General features: G+C 71.5%; 14 protein-coding genes. 5 read left to right on the forward strand and 9 right to left on the reverse strand.

Annotated features, from left to right (window positions below; genetic code table 11):
- Positions 1-328: 328 nt before the first annotated feature.
- Complete coding sequence (locus VGC13_RS28610) at positions 329-1,828, reverse strand: PAS domain-containing sensor histidine kinase (protein WP_331128749.1); 1,500 nt, start codon at positions 1,826-1,828, stop codon at positions 329-331.
- Positions 1,829-2,665: 837 nt separating this feature from the next.
- Positions 2,666-3,502 carry an EAL domain-containing protein gene (locus tag VGC13_RS28615; RefSeq protein WP_331128750.1) on the reverse strand — a complete coding sequence of 279 codons (837 nt, stop codon included), beginning with the start codon at positions 3,500-3,502 and terminating at the stop codon, positions 2,666-2,668.
- A 260-nt stretch (positions 3,503-3,762) separates the two neighbouring features.
- Between VGC13_RS28615 and VGC13_RS28620 the strand changes: the two genes are divergently transcribed.
- The gene (locus tag VGC13_RS28620; RefSeq protein ID WP_331128751.1) at positions 3,763-3,984 is read left to right on the forward strand and encodes a hypothetical protein; all 222 of its coding nucleotides are present in this window, start codon (positions 3,763-3,765) and stop codon (positions 3,982-3,984) included.
- Positions 3,985-4,344: 360 nt separating this feature from the next.
- Here VGC13_RS28620 and VGC13_RS28625 read toward each other — a convergent pair whose 3' ends face one another.
- On the reverse strand, positions 4,345-4,545 hold the full coding sequence (locus VGC13_RS28625) for a hypothetical protein (RefSeq protein ID WP_331128752.1): 201 nt from the start codon (positions 4,543-4,545) through the stop codon (positions 4,345-4,347).
- A gap of 241 nt (positions 4,546-4,786) precedes the next feature.
- The gene (locus tag VGC13_RS28630) at positions 4,787-5,035 is read right to left on the reverse strand and encodes a hypothetical protein (protein WP_331128753.1); all 249 of its coding nucleotides are present in this window, start codon (positions 5,033-5,035) and stop codon (positions 4,787-4,789) included.
- A gap of 288 nt (positions 5,036-5,323) precedes the next feature.
- On the opposite strand from VGC13_RS28630, the gene VGC13_RS28635 reads away from it, so the two are divergent.
- Positions 5,324-7,123: a methyl-accepting chemotaxis protein gene (locus VGC13_RS28635; RefSeq protein ID WP_331128754.1), complete on the forward strand. Its 1,800-nt coding sequence runs from the start codon at positions 5,324-5,326 to the stop codon at positions 7,121-7,123.
- Between the two features lie 211 nt (positions 7,124-7,334).
- Here the strand turns inward: VGC13_RS28635 and VGC13_RS28640 are convergent, their stop codons facing one another.
- The 3 genes from VGC13_RS28640 to VGC13_RS28650 form a co-directional block, all read right to left on the reverse strand.
- Complete coding sequence (locus tag VGC13_RS28640; protein WP_331128755.1) at positions 7,335-7,532, reverse strand: hypothetical protein; 198 nt, start codon at positions 7,530-7,532, stop codon at positions 7,335-7,337.
- 123 nt (positions 7,533-7,655) lie between these two features.
- On the reverse strand, positions 7,656-10,403 hold the full coding sequence (locus VGC13_RS28645; protein WP_331128756.1) for a PAS domain S-box protein: 2,748 nt from the start codon (positions 10,401-10,403) through the stop codon (positions 7,656-7,658).
- Positions 10,404-10,582: 179 nt separating this feature from the next.
- Complete coding sequence (locus tag VGC13_RS28650; protein WP_331128757.1) at positions 10,583-12,025, reverse strand: YhjD/YihY/BrkB family envelope integrity protein; 1,443 nt, start codon at positions 12,023-12,025, stop codon at positions 10,583-10,585.
- Positions 12,026-12,152: 127 nt separating this feature from the next.
- On the opposite strand from VGC13_RS28650, the gene VGC13_RS28655 reads away from it, so the two are divergent.
- Positions 12,153-12,614, forward strand: coding sequence for a bis(5'-nucleosyl)-tetraphosphatase (locus tag VGC13_RS28655; protein WP_331128758.1), 462 nt, complete (start codon positions 12,153-12,155; stop codon positions 12,612-12,614).
- Positions 12,615-13,414: 800 nt separating this feature from the next.
- Here the strand turns inward: VGC13_RS28655 and VGC13_RS28660 are convergent.
- Entirely contained in the window at positions 13,415-14,701 is a 1,287-nt protein-coding gene (locus VGC13_RS28660) for a sensor histidine kinase (RefSeq protein ID WP_331128759.1), read from the reverse strand.
- Positions 14,698-15,399, reverse strand: coding sequence for a response regulator transcription factor (locus VGC13_RS28665; RefSeq protein WP_331128760.1), 702 nt, complete (start codon positions 15,397-15,399; stop codon positions 14,698-14,700). Before VGC13_RS28665 ends, VGC13_RS28660 begins: the two co-directional genes overlap by 4 nt.
- A gap of 133 nt (positions 15,400-15,532) precedes the next feature.
- On the opposite strand from VGC13_RS28665, the gene VGC13_RS28670 reads away from it, so the two are divergent.
- On the forward strand, positions 15,533-17,038 hold the full coding sequence (locus VGC13_RS28670) for a trypsin-like peptidase domain-containing protein (RefSeq protein ID WP_331128761.1): 1,506 nt from the start codon (positions 15,533-15,535) through the stop codon (positions 17,036-17,038).
- Between the two features lie 846 nt (positions 17,039-17,884).
- Positions 17,885-18,088 carry a hypothetical protein gene (locus tag VGC13_RS28675; protein ID WP_331128762.1) on the forward strand — a complete coding sequence of 68 codons (204 nt, stop codon included), beginning with the start codon at positions 17,885-17,887 and terminating at the stop codon, positions 18,086-18,088.
- Positions 18,089-18,486: the final 398 nt, after the last annotated feature.

An 18,486-nucleotide genomic window follows, 5' to 3' on the forward strand; every position in this document is an offset into this window, starting at 1 on the left:
GCCCGGGTGATGAGCGGGTAAACCCGCTGCTGGGAAAGCGAAAAGCCCCGTCTGGCTCGCGTGCGCTCGCCAGACGGGGCTTCTCCCGCAGATCCTTTCCACCCTCCAATCTGTCATTCCGAGGGAGCGCCGCGCGGAACGTTCCCTGTCGAAAGAGTACGGGCGCGACCGAGGAATCTACCGTCGGAATTCTCGTGATCCGACGCGCGCCTGGACACTGGCGGCCGCAGTCCGCGCAGGCGGACTTTGCGATTTTCCAGCGGCGAATTCATTCGCTCCCGCAGCCTCGCGCGCCGGGACGACCATCATCCTGCCGCCGGCACCGCCTTCACTCGGCCGCGGGGAGGGTGAGGGTGAAGGTGGCGCCCGCGCCGGGCTCGCTGGACACGGTGAGGTCGCCACCCATGGCGCGCGCCAGGTCGCGGCTGATCGCCAGCCCCAGCCCGGTGCCCTCGTGCTGCGTGGTGAGTCCGCGGCCCAGCTGCACGAACGGCTCGAAGATGCGGTCCGCCTGGTCGGGCGGAATGCCCACGCCGGTGTCGCTCACCATCACCGCCACCCGGTCGCCGCGCGTCTCGCAGCTCACCTCGACGCGCCCGCCCTCCGGCGTGAACTTTACGGCGTTGCTGCACAGGTTCAGGATGATCTGCTCCATCTTCACCGCGTCCGCCAGCGCGCACAGCCCCGCGGGGCACGGCCCCAGCACCAGGCCGATCCGCTTTTCGCCCGCCTGCGGAAGCAGCATGGCTCTCACGCTGTGGATGCTGGCCTGCAGCGGCACGGGCGCCACCTCGTACTCGATCTGCCCCGCCTCGATGCGGCTGAAGTTGAGCAGGTCGCTGATGATCTGCAGCAGGTGGCGCTGGCTGCGCTGGATCTTTTCAAGGTAGCCCTGCTGCTCGCCGGTCACCGTGCCGCCCAGCCCCATCGCCATCAGCTCCGCGTATCCCCCGATGGCGTTCAGCGGGGTGCGCAGCTCGTGGCTCATGGCCGCCAGGAACTCGCTCTTGGTGCGGTTGGCCGCCTCGGCCTCGGCGATGCGGCGCGCCGACTCCATCGCCAGGGCCTCGGCCTCGCGCCGCTCAGTAAGGTCGCGGGTCACCTTGGCGAAGCCCATCAGCTCGCCCCGCCCGTTGCGCACCGCGGTGATGACCACGTTGGCCCAGAACCGCGTGCCGTCCTTGCGAATGCGCCACCCCTCGTCCTCCACGCGGCCGTCGCGGATGGCGGTCTCCAGCTCCCACGCCGGCTTTCCCGCGGCCAGGTCTTCGGCCGTGTAGAAGGTGGAGAAGTGGCGGCCGATGATCTCGCCGGGCGTGTACTGCTTGATGCGCTGCGCCCCCTCGTTCCAGCTGCTCACCCGGCCGTCGGGGTCCAGCATGAAGATGGCGTAGTCCTTTACGCTGTGCACCAGCAGCCGGAAGCGCTCCTCGCTGACGCGCAGCGACTCTTCGGTGCGGCGCCGCTGCGTAAGGTCGCGGGTGACCTTGGCGAACCCCACCAGCGTGTCCGACTCGTCGAACAGGGCGGTGATGACCACGTTGGCCCAGAACAGCGTTCCGTCGTTGCGAACGCGCCATCCCTCGTCCTCCACGCGGCCGTCGCGCTCGGCGACCTCCAGCTCCCACGCGGGCTTGCCGGTGGCCAGGTCTTCGGGCGTGTAGAAGGTGGAAAAGTGCCGGCCCACGATCTCGTCGCGCGTGTAGCCCTTGAGCCGCTGCGCCCCGGCGTTCCAGCTCAGCACGTACCCGGCGGCGTCCAGCGCGAAGATGGCGTAGTCCTGGACGCTGTCCACCAGCAGCTGGTACAGCCCCGTGCTCTCGGCCACGGCGCCGCCCGCCGTGTCCGCGCCCGCGAAGGTCGCGGCATTGCGCCGGCCGCGTTCCCCCTGACCTTCGCCGTGCGCCGCCCCACTCCGTGTTGGACGACTCATTGCTCAATATTGAACAAACATTGCACGCCGGTCCCCCCGTCTGAGCCGCTGGATTTGTCTGGACATCCCTCACGAAACATCACCGCACCAACGTTGCCGGATGGTGCTCCGGCCGCTGTATGGCCCTTCACATCAATGATACTGATCAATGACGCGAAACGCCATTTTCATGTAATTCGCGTAATTACGCTGTGCCCGGCCCGCGGATGCCGCGCAATCCGGAAGATCGGCGTCCCACGGCGGACCATTGCTCGCGCAAAGAAGCAGAGGAAGCAGAGTCGGTTCTCTGCTTCCTCTGTTTCTTCTGTTTCCTCTGCGTGAGAAATCTTTTTTTCTTTGCGGATCGTTCGACGCCGCCTCGGTACGCCCGAAAATCGTGAAAAGATGGCCTCACACGGAGTCAACGGAGGTAACGGAGTTCGGGCTCTCCGTTGACTCCGGATGATGCGCAATCCGCGGAAACACCTGTCATTCTGAGGGAGCGCCCACCCCGGGCACTCGGAAAAAATCGCGAAGCCGGTAGCGCGACCGAAGAATCTCCCTCCCCTCGCGCTGCACCCCGTCCCGGGCATCGCCCGGGAACACACCGTAGCGGAAAGATCCTGCCGTTCCCGACAAAGATTCTTCGGTCGGCGCCATGCTCCCGAGTATTCGGAGGGCACCGAGCGGCGCCTCCCTCAGAATGACAGGTTTGTCCGACTTCAGCCAGTAAACGATGCCACCGCCCCGGCGTCAGCGGAGGGGCGACAGGCCGCGGCGGCGGCCGGGGCGGCGCGTGCGGGTGGAGCCGGGCGCGACGGGCGCCGCGATGGAACGGCGCGCCGCGGCGGCGACGACGGAGCCGGGGGCCAGCGGCGCCTCCGCCGGCATCCCCAGCAGAAAGCCCTGGCCCAGCGGCACGCCCACCGCGCGGACCGCGTGCAGTTCGGCCTCCGTCTCGATCCCCTCCGCCACCAGCACGATGCCCAGCTCGCGCGCCAGCCGCGCCAGCGCCGCCACGGCCGCCCGGCGCCCCCGGTGCGCGTCCATTCCGCCTACCAGCGCACGGTCGATCTTCACCACGTCGGGCACCACCTCCACAATGGCCTGCAGCCCGCAGTGTCCAGCGCCGGCGTCGTCCAGCGCGATCCAGAAGCCGGCGGCGCGGCAGGCGGCCAGGCGCGCGTGCAGCACCGGGTCGCCGCCCACGCGCTCCGCCTCGCTCACCTCCAGCACCACGTCACCCGCGCGGATCCCCGCGTCCGCCACCGTGCGCTCCAGGTCCGGCAGAAAGCCCGGGTCCGCCAGGGCGCCGGTGTGCACGTTCAGGAACATCGGGCCGCCCGCGCTTCCGCCCCACCCGGCCTCCACCGCGCGGCGCAGGGCGGCCGCGCGGCAGGCGGAGTCCAGCATGGAACCGCACCCTTCCCGGTCCGCCGCGTCGAACAGGCGCCGCGGGCACTCCAGCGCCGTTCCGCCGGGTCCGCGGCTCAAGGCCTCGTGGGCCACCACGTGCCCATCGGACAGCTGCACGATGGGCTGAAAGCGGCTGGCGATCCCGCCCGCCGCGATGATCTCTCGCACGTCCACGCCCCGCCTCCTCCGTTGAGGGTCACTGCCCGGTCCATCCGGCAGCGATCATCCTAGCCGCCCCGTGCGACCCGCAAACCACGCGCGTGTCACGGCTGGCGAACGATCGGCGGGATGCGCGGCGGACTGCGCGAGGCGTGGTGGAGCTGATACGCGCCGCTCCCCGGAATGCCGCGCGCATCGTGACACGGAGCGGCCACCCTTCATCACCGGGCCGCCCCGTGCCCCGGTCCACGCCTCGCCGTCCAGGAGCCGCCGTGATGAGAATCCAGCCCACCGAGCAGGCCATGCAGAGTGCGCGGGCAGAAGAGGCCGCGCTCGCGCTCTGGTCCATCCTGAGCCATCCGCTGGCCAGCGAGGCGGACTGGCGCCGGCTTCCCGAGGAGGTGCGGCAGCACTACCGCCGGCAGGCGCGCCAGGCGCTCGGCTTCGATCCCCGCGGCTTCGACGCGCACGGCACCGAGGCGTACGCCGGCGCCTGAGAGGGTGTTGCCAAACCGCTCAGCGTGATTGACTTCCTGAGGGAGGCGCCGCCCCGTAACTCGCTTGTACACTGCACCCTGGCGCCGACCGAAGGACCTTGCCAGCAGAACGACGGGGCGGGTCCCGTGCCCTGATCGGGCCCCTGCGCCACCAGGACGAGGTCCTTCGGTCGCGCGCAGGCGGTTGTGTGGAATCGGGTTACACGTGGTGCGCTCCCTCAGGAAGTCATCGCTTCGTCGTGAGGTTGGGGGTTATCAACACCCTCTGAAGCACGACATCTGCATCCCCCAACGCCGACGCCCCGCCTTCCAAGACCGGAAGGCGGGGCGTCGTGTGCAGGGAGCGTGGATCCGGCGAGGTTACGCCGCGCGCAGCCCGTCGCCCACGAGTCCCAGCGCGCGCGCCATCACCCGGGCGCGCATCCGCGGCGGAACGCGGTAGGCGATGGCGAAGCGGCGAAAGTCGTTCTCCACCTGCGCCGTGCCGCGGTACCATCGCCCGGCGAACTGCCGCGCCCAGAACTCCGTGTTCTCTTCCTGGACTCCCAACACCGTGCTCATCTGCCATCTCCCGTCGTCGTCTCCGATCGTCATCCTGGGGAAGGATGGCGGGCGTGCGACACGGCCGCGTAACGCGCGCGTCGGAATCGTGCACCGTCCTGGTTGCGTTCGGCGGAGATGAAGGAAGAGTGACGTGGATCGATCATCCCGATCCGCCCAAAGATCCTGATCACGCAGAGGGAGCAGAGGACGCGGGGTTGTTCCTCTGCGGCCTTTGCTCCCTCTGCGTGAGACAAATCTTTTATGGGACCGGAATCCGGGCGATGGACTGCGCGGAAACCGGATCGGCGGCGGCGCGTGCGTCGGCCATGCGGGCGCGCACCTCGGGCGAGAGCAGCGGAACGCCGGGGGCGGGGCCGGCGCCGTGGACCAGGAAGCGGCGCCGCGCGGGATCGCGCCAGAGCGATCCGCCGGCGTGCCGCGAAAACACCTTTACGGACCAGCCGTGGGCCAGCGCCCAGAGCATCAGCTCCGCGTCGTCGGGTGACATGGCCGGGGGGTGCGGGGATCGATGGGGAAGATCGTCCTCATCGTGCACAGCGTGCCCCTCCGGCGCAAGCGGATGCGCGTAACGATGCATGTCACGGACGGCGCGGGAGCGGCGGGGACGCAACCGTTACCGGCGCGAGACGGCCGGCGGCACTCCCCGTCACGGACAGGGCCCAGCTTGGGGGTGTTCTCCGTTCACTTGCGGAGCGCGCCCCGCCGCATGCGGGGCGCAAGCACCAGGCGGCGGGCCCGGCACACGGGCGCGCCGCCGTCGCCGTCCGGGATCCACATGACCGATGCACACCCCCGCGCCCGCCGCCTTCCGCCCTGGCTGGCGCGCCTGGGAATCCGCGGCCGCCTGACCGCGCTCGTCGTCGTGGCCACGCTGGCCACCGTGGCCGTGGGCGTGACCGGCCTGCTGGCCGTGCGCGCCGCGCTGGACCAGGTGCACCTTGCCGTGCGGGAGGGCGACGCCGTCACGCGCGCCAACGACGCCGCCCGCAGCGCGCAGGTGCACTTCAAGAAGCAGGTGCAGGAGTGGAAGAACGTGCTGCTGCGCGGGTTCGACCCCGCCATGTTCGCGCGCTACCTCAAGGGCTTCAACGACGAAGAGGCCGCGGTGCGCGCCGACCTGCAGCGCCTGCGCGGGATGGGCGGCGTGGCGGACGGCGAGGTGCGCGTGCACATCGACTCGCTGCTGGCCGTGCACGGCGCGCTGGGCGTGCGCTACCGCCAGGCGCTGGAAAGCTACGACGGGGCCGATCCACAGGCGCACCGGCGGGTGGACGCCGCCGTCCGGGGGATCGACCGCGCGCCCACGGACGCCATGGACTCGCTGGTGGCGCGCATTCAGCGCGCGGGCGAGGCCCGGCTGGCGGAGGTGGACCGCCGCTCGCGCGCCGTGATGTGGAGGATGCTGGCCGGCATCGGCGCGCTGCTGCTGGCGGGGTCGGTGCTGGCGCTGTGGCTGGCCAGCCGCATCGTGGACGGGATCGCCCGGCCGCTGCGCCGGCTTACCGTGATGGCCGAGCGCGTGGCCGCGGGCGACCTGCGCCACGCGCTGGCGGCGGAGGGCGACGACGAGGTGGCGCGGCTGGGGCGCGCCTTCGACCGCATGACCGCCGAGCTGCGGGGCGTCATCGGCCCGCTGGGCCAGACCAGCGCGCGGCTGGGCGCGGCCAGCGGCGACCTGGCCGGGATCGCGGGCCAGACCGGCGGCGCCGCGCGCGAGCTCAAGGAGGTGGTGGGGCAGATCGCCGCGGGGGCAAGCGACCAGGCGCAGGCCGCGCAGCGCACCGTGACGGTGATCGCCGGCCTGTCGCAGGGCGTCCGGCAGGTGGCTGCAGACGCCGAGGCCATCCAGCGCGACGCCGAGGCCATGCGCGACACCGCCCTGCGCGGCGGCTCCATCGTGCGCGGCGCCGTGGACGGCATGCTCGAGATTCGCCGGGCGGCGCTCAGCGGGGCGGGACAGGTGGAGGGCTTGTCGGTGCAGTCGCGGCAGATCGGCGACTTCGTGCGGGTGATCTCGGAGATCGCCGAACAGACCAACCTGCTGGCGCTCAACGCCGCCATCGAGGCCGCCCGCGCCGGCGACCAGGGCCGCGGCTTTGCCGTGGTGGCCGACGAGGTGCGCAAGCTGGCCGCGCGCTCGTCCGACTCCGCCGCGCGCACGGCGGAGCTGGTGGGGGGGATGCGCGCCTCCATCGACGAGGCCGTGGCGGCCATGCGGGCGCGCACCGAGGCCGTGCAGCAGCGCACGGAGATGGCGCGCGAGGCGGGCGACGCGCTGGGCTCCATCATGCAGGCGGTGGAGCGTGCGCACCAGCAGGTGCGCGGCGTGGCGGGGCAGGCGCGGCGGATGGCGGCCGAGATCCCCGCCGTCGCGGGGATGGTGGACGCCGTGGCCGTGACCGCCGAGCAGAACGCCGCCTCCGCCGGCCAGATGGCCGCGATGAGCGACCAGGTGCTGGGCGCCGTGCAGCGCATCTCCGCCATCGCCGGCGCCAACGGCCACGCCGGCGACGCCGCCTCGCTGGCCGGCTCCGCGCGCCACATGGAGGCGCTCGTCGGCCGCTTCCAGGTCTGATCGCGAATCCTGGAAAAGAATGATCGTACAGAGGAACAGGGTCAGACAGAGAAAGCGAGCTGAATCATCATCTGGGTGCTGATCCCGAATCCTGGAAAAGATCGGTTTCACGCAGAGACGCAGAGGCGCGGAGAGAGTGTTCCTGTCTCTCTCCGCGCCTCGGCGCATGCCGGTCTTCTGTCGGATAGGATGCGGATTCCGGGGAAGCGGGCTACTCCCCGGCTGGCACCTCGGCCACGCGATCCTTCTTGCGCTTCTTGCCGCCGGTGGCCACGCGCGTCGCGGCCGCGGCGACCAGCGCGGTCATCAGGTTGGCGGCGATCTCGGGACCGTAGGCCTTTACCAGCCTGCCCACCTGCTTCGCCAGCCGCTTCTTGATCTTCTTCTTAAGCTTCTTCTTCAGCTTCACGCGGGGCCTCCCCTCTGGGCTCGGATTCGTACGGACGGGTCGGACGGCCCGCACATCGAATGCCGTTACAAACCCTCACCCGCTCACCCGCTCACCCGCTCACCCGCTCACCCGCTCACCCGCTCACCCTCCCGACCCGATCATCCCCCGCGGCGCGGCCAGCAGCCGGTGAATCCGCTCCAGCAGCGCCTCGGGGCTGAAGGGCTTCTCAATGAAGTCCGTCCCCGCCTCCAGCGGCGTCTGCGTGCGCGCCGCGTCGCGGTCGTAGCCGGAGATGAACAGCACCCGGATCCCCGGCCGCTCCGCCATCAGCCGCCGCGCCAGGTCGCTGCCGTTCATCCGCGGCATCATCAGGTCCGTCACCAGCAGCTGGATGAGGCCCGGGTGCTGGCGCGACAGGGCCATGGCCTCGGCCCCCTCGGCCGCCGCCAGCACCGTGTACCCCCCGCGCGAAAGCACCCGCTCGGCGAACCGCCGCACCGACTCCTCGTCCTCCACCAGCAGCACCGTGCCGCGCCCCCGGGCCTGCGGCGCGGCGGCGGGCGCCTCGTCCTCCTCGTCGTCGCCCGCCTCGCTGCCGCGCGCCACCGGCAGGTACACGCGCACCCGCGTGCCGCGGCCGGGATCGCTGTCGATCCAGATGTAGCCGCCGCTCTGCTTGATGATGCCGTACACCATCGACAGCCCCAGCCCCGTGCCCTTGCCCGTGGCCTTGGTGGTGAAGAACGGCTCGAAGGCCGACGACACCGTGTGCGCGTCCATCCCCTGGCCGGTGTCGCCCACCTCCAGCAGCACGTACTCGCCCGGCACCACGTAGGGGTACTGTTCCCGGAGCTCCGTGGTGAGCTCCGTGTTCTCGGTGCACAGCATCAGCACGCCGCCGCCGGGCATGGCGTCGCGGGCGTTGACGGACAGGTTCAGGATCACCTGCTCCACCTGCGCCGGGTCGGCCCGCACCCGCCGCAGGCCCTCGCCCAGGCGGATGACCAGCTCCACGTCGTCGCCCAGCAGCCGGCCCAGCATGCGCTCCATCTCGCGCACCGACTGGTTCAGGTCCAGCAGGCGCGGCTGCAGCACCTGCCGGCGGCTGAAGGCCAGCAGCTGCCGGGTGAGCGCCGCCGCCCGGTCGCTGGCGCGGCGGATCTCCTCCACGTCCTCGCGCGACTGCGAGTCGGGCGGCAGGTCCGACAGCAGCAGCTCGGCGTTGCCGCGGATGGCCGTGAGCAGGTTGTTGAAGTCGTGCGCCACGCCCCCCGCCAGCCGCCCGATGGCCTCCATCTTCTGCACCTGCACCAGCTGCTGCTCGCTGCGGCGCAGCGCCTCCTCGGCCTCGCGCCGCTCGGTGACGTCGCGCGAGTTCACCACGATCCCCTTCACGGCGGGGTCGTCCAGCAGGCTGGTGCCCACCGTTTCCAGCACCCGCCACCCGCCGTCCCTGTGCCGCATGCGCACCTCGGCCTTGCGGGGGCGGCCGGGGGCCTGGATGGCGCGCTCGAACAGGTCCAGCATCCCCTGCACGTCGTCGGGGTGCGCCAGCTCGGCCAGGTAGGTGCCCACCAGCTCGCCGCGCCCGTACCCCAGCACCCGCTCCACCGCGGGGCTGGTGTAGCGCAGGTCGCCGTGCTCGTCCAGCACGCTGATCACGTCGCGCCCGTGCTCCAGCATCGAGCGGAACTCCTGCTCGCGCAGCCGCAGCGCCTCCACCGCCTCGCGGCGCTCGCTGACGTTCTCCACCATCTGGATGGCGTAGCGCGGCTCCCCCTCGGGCGAGCGGATGAGGGCCACCGACAGCCGCCCCCAGACCGTGCCGCCGTCGCGCCGCAGGTAGCGCTTGACGGTCTGGTAGTGGGCGATGTCGCCCGCCACCAGGTCGCCGAACAGTTCCCAGTCGGTCCCCACGTCGTCGCCGTGCGTCACCTGGCTGAAGATGGTGCCGCCCAGCTCCTGCGCGGTGTAGCCCAGCAGGGTCTGGAACGCCCGGTTGCTGCGGATGATGTACCCGTCCATGTTCATCAGCGCCATGCCGATGGGCGCCTCCTCGAACACGGCCCGGAACTGCGCCTCCCCGGTCCGCAGGGCCTGCTCCACCGCCTTGCGCTCCGTGGCGTCGAAGACGTAGCCCTCCAGCAGGGGGTCCTGGCCGTCGCGGTCGCGCACGGCACGCCCCTGTTCCGCCACCCACCGCACCGTGCCGTCCCGCGCGGTGATGCGGTACTCCAGCTCGAACGGCTGGCGCCGCTGCAGCGCGTCCTCCACCGCCGCGCGGATCGTCTCGCGGTCGCCGGGGTGCACCAGGTCGGCGAAGGCCACGCGGGCGTTCCCCACCAGTTCCTCGGGGGCGTAGCCGGTCAGCGCCAGCGCGCCGAGGCTGGCGTACTCCATGGTCCACTGCGCGTCGGCGCGGCAGCGGTACGCCATTCCCGGCAGGTTGGCCAGCAGCGCGTCCACGGTGCGGCGGCTTTCGCCCAGCGCCGTGTCGCTGCGGTGGCGCTCCACCGCGTAGCGCAGGGCCCGCCGCAGCAGCCCCGGCGCCAACTCGTCCGCCCCCAGCACGTCCGCGGCGCCGGTTTCGCCCGCGGCCGCCTCCGCCTCCGTCCCGCGCGCCTCCGCCAGCAGCAGCAGGGGGCCGGTCCATCCCGCCGCCCGCGCCGCCCGCAGCACCTGCACCTGCTCCGGCGTGCACTCCGCCACCACCGCGTCCCACCCGCCCTCGGCCAGCCGCAGCGCCGCGTCCGCCGCGCCGGCCGCCAGCCGGGCCGGCCCGCCGGCGTCCAGCATCTCCGCCGCGCGGGCGGCCAGTGGCGAAGCGCCGCAGACCAGGACGCGGAGCGGGTGGGGGGAGGCCGGGAAGGGTGGGGCCAGGAGGGACACGGGGATCCGGAGAGAGAGAAGGATGATCGGGTGGGGAGAATTGAAGACAGGACGGCGTATCCGGCGCGCTTCCTATCCGCTAACTTAACCTGGGCCGTGCCCGCCGCAACGTTCATCGCGCGGGACGCGCCATCCTTGCCGCCCGCGTCCGCCGGAACGGAGGCCGGACGCGGCGCCGTTCAGGCCGGCCGCTCCATCTCCGACGCCACCTCGCCGCCCAGCAGGATGACCAGCGACGTCACGTACATCCACAGCAGCAGCACGATCACCGTCCCCAGCAGCCCGTACGTTTTGCTGTACGATCCGAAGTTGGCCATGTACAGCCGGAACGCCACGGAGGCCGCCACGAACAGCACGCCGGCGATGGCGGACGCCTTGAGCAGCGTCATCCGGCAGCCGCGCTGGTCCTTGTTGGGGAGCACGTAGTAGATCAGCCAGAAGGTGGCGGTGATGAGGGCGAATCCCAGCGGCCACTGCAGCACCGCCCACACCGTCCGCCCCGCCGCACCCAGCCCCAGCGCGTCGCTGATCCCCCCGCCGCCCAGCAGCACCGCGCTGCCGCCCAGGAACAGCACCGCGCACCCGGCCAGCATCCCCACCGCCACCGCCTTCTTCTTCAGGAACGGCCGCTCCGCGTGGATGCCGAACGCCGTGTTCAGCGTGTCTTCGAGCGCCGTGAACACGTTGCTCCCCGCCCACAGCGCCAGCAGCAGGCCGATGGAAAGCGGCCCCGGCGCGCTGCCGTGCACCACGTCCCGCACGAATCCCGTCACCAGCGCGGACGCCTCGCTGGGGAGCGACGTCGTCAGCCGCTGCGTGAGCCAGTCCCCCGTCCGCGCCCCGCCAAAGAAGCCGGTCAGGCCGAACAGCGCCATCACCGCGGGGGGGAGCGAGAGAAAGAAGTAGTAGGCCACCTTGGCGGCCTGGTTGCTCACGTCGTCGGCCTTGAACTCATGCAGGACACGCTTCCACAGCGGAGCGCTGGCGGGAAGTGGCTGCACCTGCCTCCGCGCGCGCTCCCGGTCCTCCGCCGGCGTCCCCCGCGCGTCTTCCGCACCCTCCTCCACGTCCGGACGATCCCGGGGGAGCGGCGGAGGACGGGCGGCGATCCGGCCCGCGGCATCGTCCCGTATCCCCTGCGCCGGGCGTTTTCCCCCGGTGGCCGCCGCGCGCGCCTGCGCCACCTCCGCCCGCGCCCACTCGCCCGTGTCGCGCAGGGTGGCGATGGCCGCTTCCGGGGCCAGCCGCGCCCGCCGCGCCCTGCGGACGCCCAGGAGCGCGGTCCCCCCGCCGGTGGCGAGCAGGAGCAGGCCCACCAGCAGCGCCCCCAGCGCGTAGCGGCCGCCCAGCAGGTCGCCCGCCGCGATCACCAGCGCGGCGAGGAGGACCAGCCCGCCCAGCGCCGCCACCGTTCCGCCGAGGGCGATGAGCGCGGCGTCGCGGGCCACGGCGCGCGCGTTCCGCCGCACCTCCTCGCGGGCCAGGGCGATCTCCTGGCGCACCAGCCTGGCCGCGTCGCGCGAGAGCGAGCGCACCAGCGTGCCCAGCGGCCGCTCGCCGTCGGCGGACGCGTGCGAAGGAGTGCTGGCGGCGGGAACGCCGGGGCGGGGTGCGGTGTCCATTTCTGCGCGGCTCGCGGGGATTTCCATCCTGGGCGCGGCGGGCAACCATCATGCCGGTTGCCTGTAGCCTGTCTCCGTAGCAGATTGCGTACAAAGAGCGTCCACCTCTTACACGCCGGAGGGTTGGATGAGACGGGTTTCGCAGACGGCGGCGGGTGTCGTGCTCTTTCGCAACGGCGGAGAGGCGCGGCGCTACCTGCTGATGCGCTCGGCGCTGACGCGGCGTCCCATCTGGGAGTTTCCCAAGGGCGGAGTGGAGCTTGGGGAGACGGAGGCGCAGGCGGCCGTGCGCGAGCTGTGGGAAGAAGCGGGGATCGGCGAAAGCCAGATCTCGCTGTTCGATGGATACCGGGAGGAGGAGCGCTACGTCTTTACCCAGGGCAAGGGGGACGAGCGCACGCTGATCGTCAAGAAGGTGGTGTACTTTCTTGCCACCACGGACGAGGAGCGGGTCGTGATCAGCCGCGAGGCCGAGGAGTACCGCTGGGCCACGTACGACGAGGCCATGCGGCTCATTCGCTTTCCCGGCAAGCGCCATGTGCTGGAGGTGGCGGAGGCGATGCTTGGCGGTGAGCGGGTGAAGGGGTGAAGGGGTGAAGGGGTGAAGGGGTGAAGGGGTGAAGGGGGCGGGGGAGTGGTGACGGAGCCTCCGTACCAGATGCGAAAGGCCTCGGGCTCAGCGGAGTTCGAGGCCTTTTGCAATCCGGCGGATCCTGGGTGCCCGGCCTGCAATGGCGAATGAATTCGCTGCAACAACTACACGAAGCCCGCCTTCGCGGGCTGGCGGTTCTGGAGAAACAGAGCGTGCGGTGCGCGCCCGGACCCTCTGTGCGGGCCGGCCGCTCCGGCCGCGAGCAGGTGAAGCCCCGTTCGGCGAGCGCAGCGAACCGAGACGGGGCTTATGGCCTTTCCAGCCGCGGGCTTTAGCCCGTGGCGGGAGGCGCGACGGACCTTGGCGGTGAACGGGTGAACGGGTGAGCGGGTGAGCGGGTGAGCGGGTGAGCGGGTGAGCGGGGCGGGGGAGCGGTGACGGAGCCTCCGAACCAGATGCAAAAGGCCTCGGGCTCAGCGGAGTCCGAGGCTTTTTGCATCCGGCGGATTCTGGGTGCCCGGCCTGCAATGGCGAATGAATTCGCTGCAACAACCACACGAAGCCCGCCTTCGCGGGCTGGCGGCTCCGAAGAAACGGAGCCTGCGGTGCGCGCCCGGACCCTCTGTGCGGGCCGGCCGCTCGGGACGCGAGCAGGTGAAGCCCCGTTCGGCGAGCGCAGCGAGCCGAGACGGGGCTTATGGCATTTCCAGCCGTGGGCTTTAGCCCATGGCGTGGCGGCGTGCGGTACGTCATCCCGCGTGTCGCACCCCCGTCACCCCTTCACCCGCTCACCCCCGTCACCCGTTCACAAACCCCGGCAGCCGCACCGTGAACACGCTCCCCGCACCCGGCGTGCTCTCCACCGTGATCGTCCCGCGGTGCCGCTCGGCCACCATGCGGGCGATGGACAGGCCCAGCCCCGTGCCCCCCGTGGCCCGCGAGGCGTCCGCGCGGTAGAAGCGGTCGAAGACGCGCGGCAGGTCCTCAGCCGCAATGCCGATTCCCGTGTCCGCCACCTGCACCTCCACCCCCGGCCCGGCCTCCTCCACCCGCACGCCGTCCGCCGCGGCCACGGCCTGCGCCGCCGGCACCGCACGCGCGGTGATGGTGACGGCGCCCCGCTCCGTGAACTTGACGGCGTTGAACACCAGGTTCAGGAACAATCGCCGCAGCGCCCCCGCGTCCCCCGGAACCCGCAGCGACTCCGGGGCGTCCAGCCGCACCTCCACCGGCTTGCCCCCGGCCAGCGCCTCGCCCACGTCCTGCACGTCGCGCAGCACCGCCGCCAGGTCCGTCGTCTCTTCCAGCTCCGCGTGCGCCTGGTCGCCGCGGGCCAGGACGAGCAGGTCCTCCACCAGGTGCAGCATGGACCCCGTCTCGTCCAGCACCTCCTCCAGCGTGCCCCGCAGCTCGTCCGCCGTGCGGTCGCGGGCCAGCGCCACCTCGGCCGTGCCGCGGATGGCCGTCAGCGGGGTGCGCAGCTCGTGGCTGGCGTCGGCCGTAAAGCTGCGCAGGGCGATCACGGCGCGGTCCAGCCGCTCCAGCATCCCATTGTACGCCTGCGCCAGCTCGCGCAGCTCCTGGGGGCGCTCCGGCTCGTCCACCCGCCGCGACAGGCCGCCGATGCCGATCTCCCGCGACGCCGTCACCAGCCGGTTCAGCGGCATCAGGATGCGGTCCGCCACCGACCGCCCCGCGACCACCGCCAGCAGCGCCGTCACCGGGATCAGCACCAGCGCGATCAGGGCGAACGAGCGCAGCGCGTGCTGCTCCACGTCGCCCGTGCGGGCCACGATGATGTTCAGCTCGCCCGTGGGCAGCCGGGTGGTGCGGCGCAGCACCTCGACCGCGCCCTCGGTGGGCGGCAGCAGCTCTTCGGACACCCCCACCACCGGCAGGCCGGGGGGGATGACGATGCGCTCGGCGGCCGCGGCCGTCTGCCGCAGCGACTGCGTGCCGGCGTTGGCCAGCGTGCGGCGCAGGATGGCGTAGGTGGCGCCCGCGAACAGCAGCAGCGCCACCAGCAGGATCGCCGAATAGCCGAGGACGATCTCGCGCCGCAGGCTGGGCCGGCGAAAGCTCATCCCCCCGCCTCCGGCTCCGGCTCGGCCGCCGCCGGCTTCACGGCGTACCCCACGCCGCGCACGGTCTGGATCAGGCCGCGCTCGCGGTCGTCCAGCTTGGTGCGCAGGGAGTTGATGCACACGTCCACGATGTTGGTCCCCGGGTCGAAGCGAATGCCCCACACGTGCTCCATGATTGCGGCGCGGGAGAGCGGCCGCCCGGAATTGCGCAGCAGGTACTCCAGCAGGCTGTACTCGCGAGGCGTCAATTCCACCGACTGCCCGCCGCGCCGCACGTCGCGGGTGGCGGGGTCCATCTCCACGTCCCCCGCCTTGAGCGTGGCCGCCGCGCCGGGGCTCCCCAGGCGGCGGAGCAGCGCCCGCAGCCGCGCGGTGAGCTCCGAGAACTCGAAGGGCTTGGTGAGGTAGTCGTCCGCCCCCGCGTCCAGCCCCATCACCTTGTCCTCCGTGCGGTCGCGCGCGGTAAGGAGAAGGACGGGAAGGCGGATCTCGCGCTCGCGCAGGTCGCGGACGAGCTCCACCCCGCTGCGGCCGGGGATCATCACGTCCACCACCGCGGCGTCGAAGCCCTGCGTGGTGGCCTTTTCGAACGCGGCGTCGCCGTCGGCGGCCACTTCCACCACGTATCCCTCCTCGCGCAGTCCCTTCTGCAGGAATCCCGCGATCCTCGGATTGTCTTCTACGACCAGAATACGCATCGGTGCCCTGGATTAAGAGGGGTTAAGCGGCGCCTAATCGTCCGCTAATCCCTTGCCGGAACGGGGCTTGGCGCCACTGTGTACCGTTCACGCAAGAGCATGGGCTGCAACGTTGAGACAGGGATAACTGACGATGAACCGTACGCTTCGCAAGCTCACCCTTCCCGGCGTGCTGGTGGCGGGCACCGCCGCCGGGATGACGCTGGCCGACGTGGCGCGTGATCCGCTGCCGGACCTGGGGGCCCAGTCCGCCGCTCCGGCCGCCGCCGTGGCCAGCGCCAACAACCTTTCCGGGGCCTTCCGGGCGGCCAGCAGCGCCGCCATGCCCGGCGTGGTGCACGTCCGGGTGACGCAGGCCGCGCGCAGCGCGTCGTCGCAGGTGCCGCCCGAGCTGCGGGGCACCCCCTGGGAAGACATGTTCCGCGGCCAGCGGGGCGGCGCCACGCCCCGCGCGGGGAGCGGGTCGGGCTTCATCATCTCGCCCGACGGCTACATCCTCACCAACAACCACGTGGTCGAGGGCGCGGACCGGGTGAACGTCATCCTTTCCGACAAGCGCGAGTTCGAGGCCCGCGTGGTGGGCCGCGACCCCAACACCGACGTGGCGGTGGTCAAGATCGACGCGCGCAACCTGCCCACGGTGCGCCTGGGCGACGCGGACGTGCTGGAGGTGGGCGACTGGGTCCTGGCGCTGGGCTACCCGCTGGATCTGGGGCAGACGACGACGGCCGGGATCGTGAGCGCCAAGGGGCGCAGCATCGGCATCTTTCAGCGCTCCGGGGCCGATGCGCCGCTGGAGCACTTCATCCAGACCGACGCGGCCATCAACCCGGGGAACAGCGGCGGCCCGCTGGTCGACCTGCAGGGCCGGGTCATCGGCATCAACAGCGCCATCGCCTCACCCACGGGCTTCTACTCCGGCTACGGGTTCGCGGTGCCCATCAACCTGGCCCGCCGCGTGGCCGAGGACCTGATGCGCGACGGGCGCGTGCACCGTCCCATGATCGGCGTGGAGATCCGCGACGCCACGTCCGCCGACGCGGAGGTGTTCCGCCTGCCCTCGCCGGACGGCGCGGTGGTCTCGGCGGAGCCGCGCGGGCCGGGGGCGGCGGCGGGGCTCAAGCTGGGCGACGTGATCGTGGCCGTGGACGGCGGGGCGGTGCGCGGCAGCGGCGACCTGATGGAGCTGGTGATGCGCAAGCGGCCCGGCGACAAGGTGACGCTGGACGTGATCCGCTACGGCGACCGGCGCCGGGTGGAGCTGCGCCTGGAGGAGTTCCAGGCCGACGCCCGCCGCGCCGCAGCCGACGAGCGCGAGGACCCGCGGGTGGAGGAGGTCGCCGCGGCCGCGCCCGGCAAGCTGGGCTTCCGCGCCGAGACCGTGACGCCGGAGATCGCCGAGGCGCTGCGGCTGGACCGCGCGGAGGGCGTGGTGATCTCGGCGGTGGATGCGGGCGGGCCGGCGGCCGGCGCGCTGGGGCGGGGAATGGTGGTGCAGCGGGTGAACGGCCGCGAGGTCGGCTCGCTTGAGGACCTGCGCGCCGCGGCCGACGCGGTGCGCCCGGGACAGGCGGTGTCGGTGCAGGTGCGCCTGCCGGACGGGCGCCAGACGATCGTGAACTACCGCGCGCGGAGCTAAGGGGGGCTTCGAACGCGGCCGCGCGAGGAGCTGGGGGGCTCCGGACGCGGAGGCCGTCCGCGGAGTTGGGGAGCTCCGCGGCGGCCACCCGGGGGTGGGGAGGGGTTGAGGCATATTCATGGGGAGACACAAGGGGAGAAAAGGCCGTCCCGCGATTCCGCGGGCGGCCTTTCTTCATGGTGGGTACTCTCTCGGGGATGATGAAGAAAGGTTCATCGCGGATGTGATCGCAGGCAACGCCCGCGGGTACGTCACGCGGCACGGCCTGCCGTCGTGCCGTCGCAAGCTCCCGCAACGGTGAGTATCGCGGAATCTTCCACAGACACCTTTCCAGCCGTGTACGCGCCGCAGCCGGCGGGTGCCTCCACCTGCCGCGCGTCTTTTCCACGAGCCGGCCGCGCCGTTGAGCCGGAGGGGAGCCGCCGGTGCGTCCGCAGGACCGGGACGCCGCTCCACCTTTCGTGCGTCAGGGAGTCCAAGAGATCGCGCGGCGGGTATCGGTGACCGCTGGCTCCGGGGCGCTCCGGCGGCATGGATGCCTCCGTCGAAAAACGCGGATGGCCCCCTGCCACATCCCACTCGTCTGCCGACCCTCGGCCTCGCCTGGACCGAGCAGCGCGCCGCAGCGATGGACCGGGTGCTCACAACTTCCCGACAAATGATCTGCCGCCGCAACGAAATCGACGAAGAATCTGAACTGAAAGAACGGTTCATCGGCAGATGTGATCGCAGGCAACGCCCGCGGGTGCGTCACGCGGCAAGGCCTGCCGTCGTGCCGTCGCAAGCTCCCGCGACGGTGAGTATCGCGGGATCTTCCATAGACACCTTCCCGGAGAGAGAAAGGAGATGGAGGAGTGGGCGGCCATCCTCGAGGCCATGCCGCCCGCACGACTGCAGAAGTTCCTGGTGGACAGGGGCCAGCGCGCCACGCGCCTGCGCCAGTCGCTCCCCTTTCTGGGCGCGCTGACGCCCGCGGAGCGCACCACACTTTTGCAAGAGGCGTTCGATGACCAGATACCAGCTGGAGCACGCCATCCGCGCGGCGTGTGACGTTTCAGGCGATTCCGAGGTCTGGGTGTTCGGCTCGCAGAGGGTGTTGCCAAACCTGGCGGCGTGATTGACTTCCTGAGGGAGGCGCCGCCCCGTAATTCGCTTGTACACTGCACCTTGGCGCCGACCGAAGGACCTCGCCAGCAGAACGACGGGGCTGGTCCCGTGCCCTGATCTGGCCCCTGCGCCGCCGGGACGAGGTCCTTCGTTCGGCGCGCAGGTGGTTGTGTGGATATCGGGTTACACGTGGTGCGCTCCCTCAGAGGGTGTTGCCCAACCTCCCACGCGATTGACTTCCTGAGGGAGGCGCCACCCCATAACTTCCTTGTACACTGCATCTTGGCGCCGACCGAAGGACCTCGCCAGCAGAACGACGGGGCTGGTCCCGTGCCCTGATC

It is taken from the genome of Longimicrobium sp. (genome assembly GCF_036399255.1).
Lineage (GTDB): Bacteria > Gemmatimonadota > Gemmatimonadetes > Longimicrobiales > Longimicrobiaceae > Longimicrobium.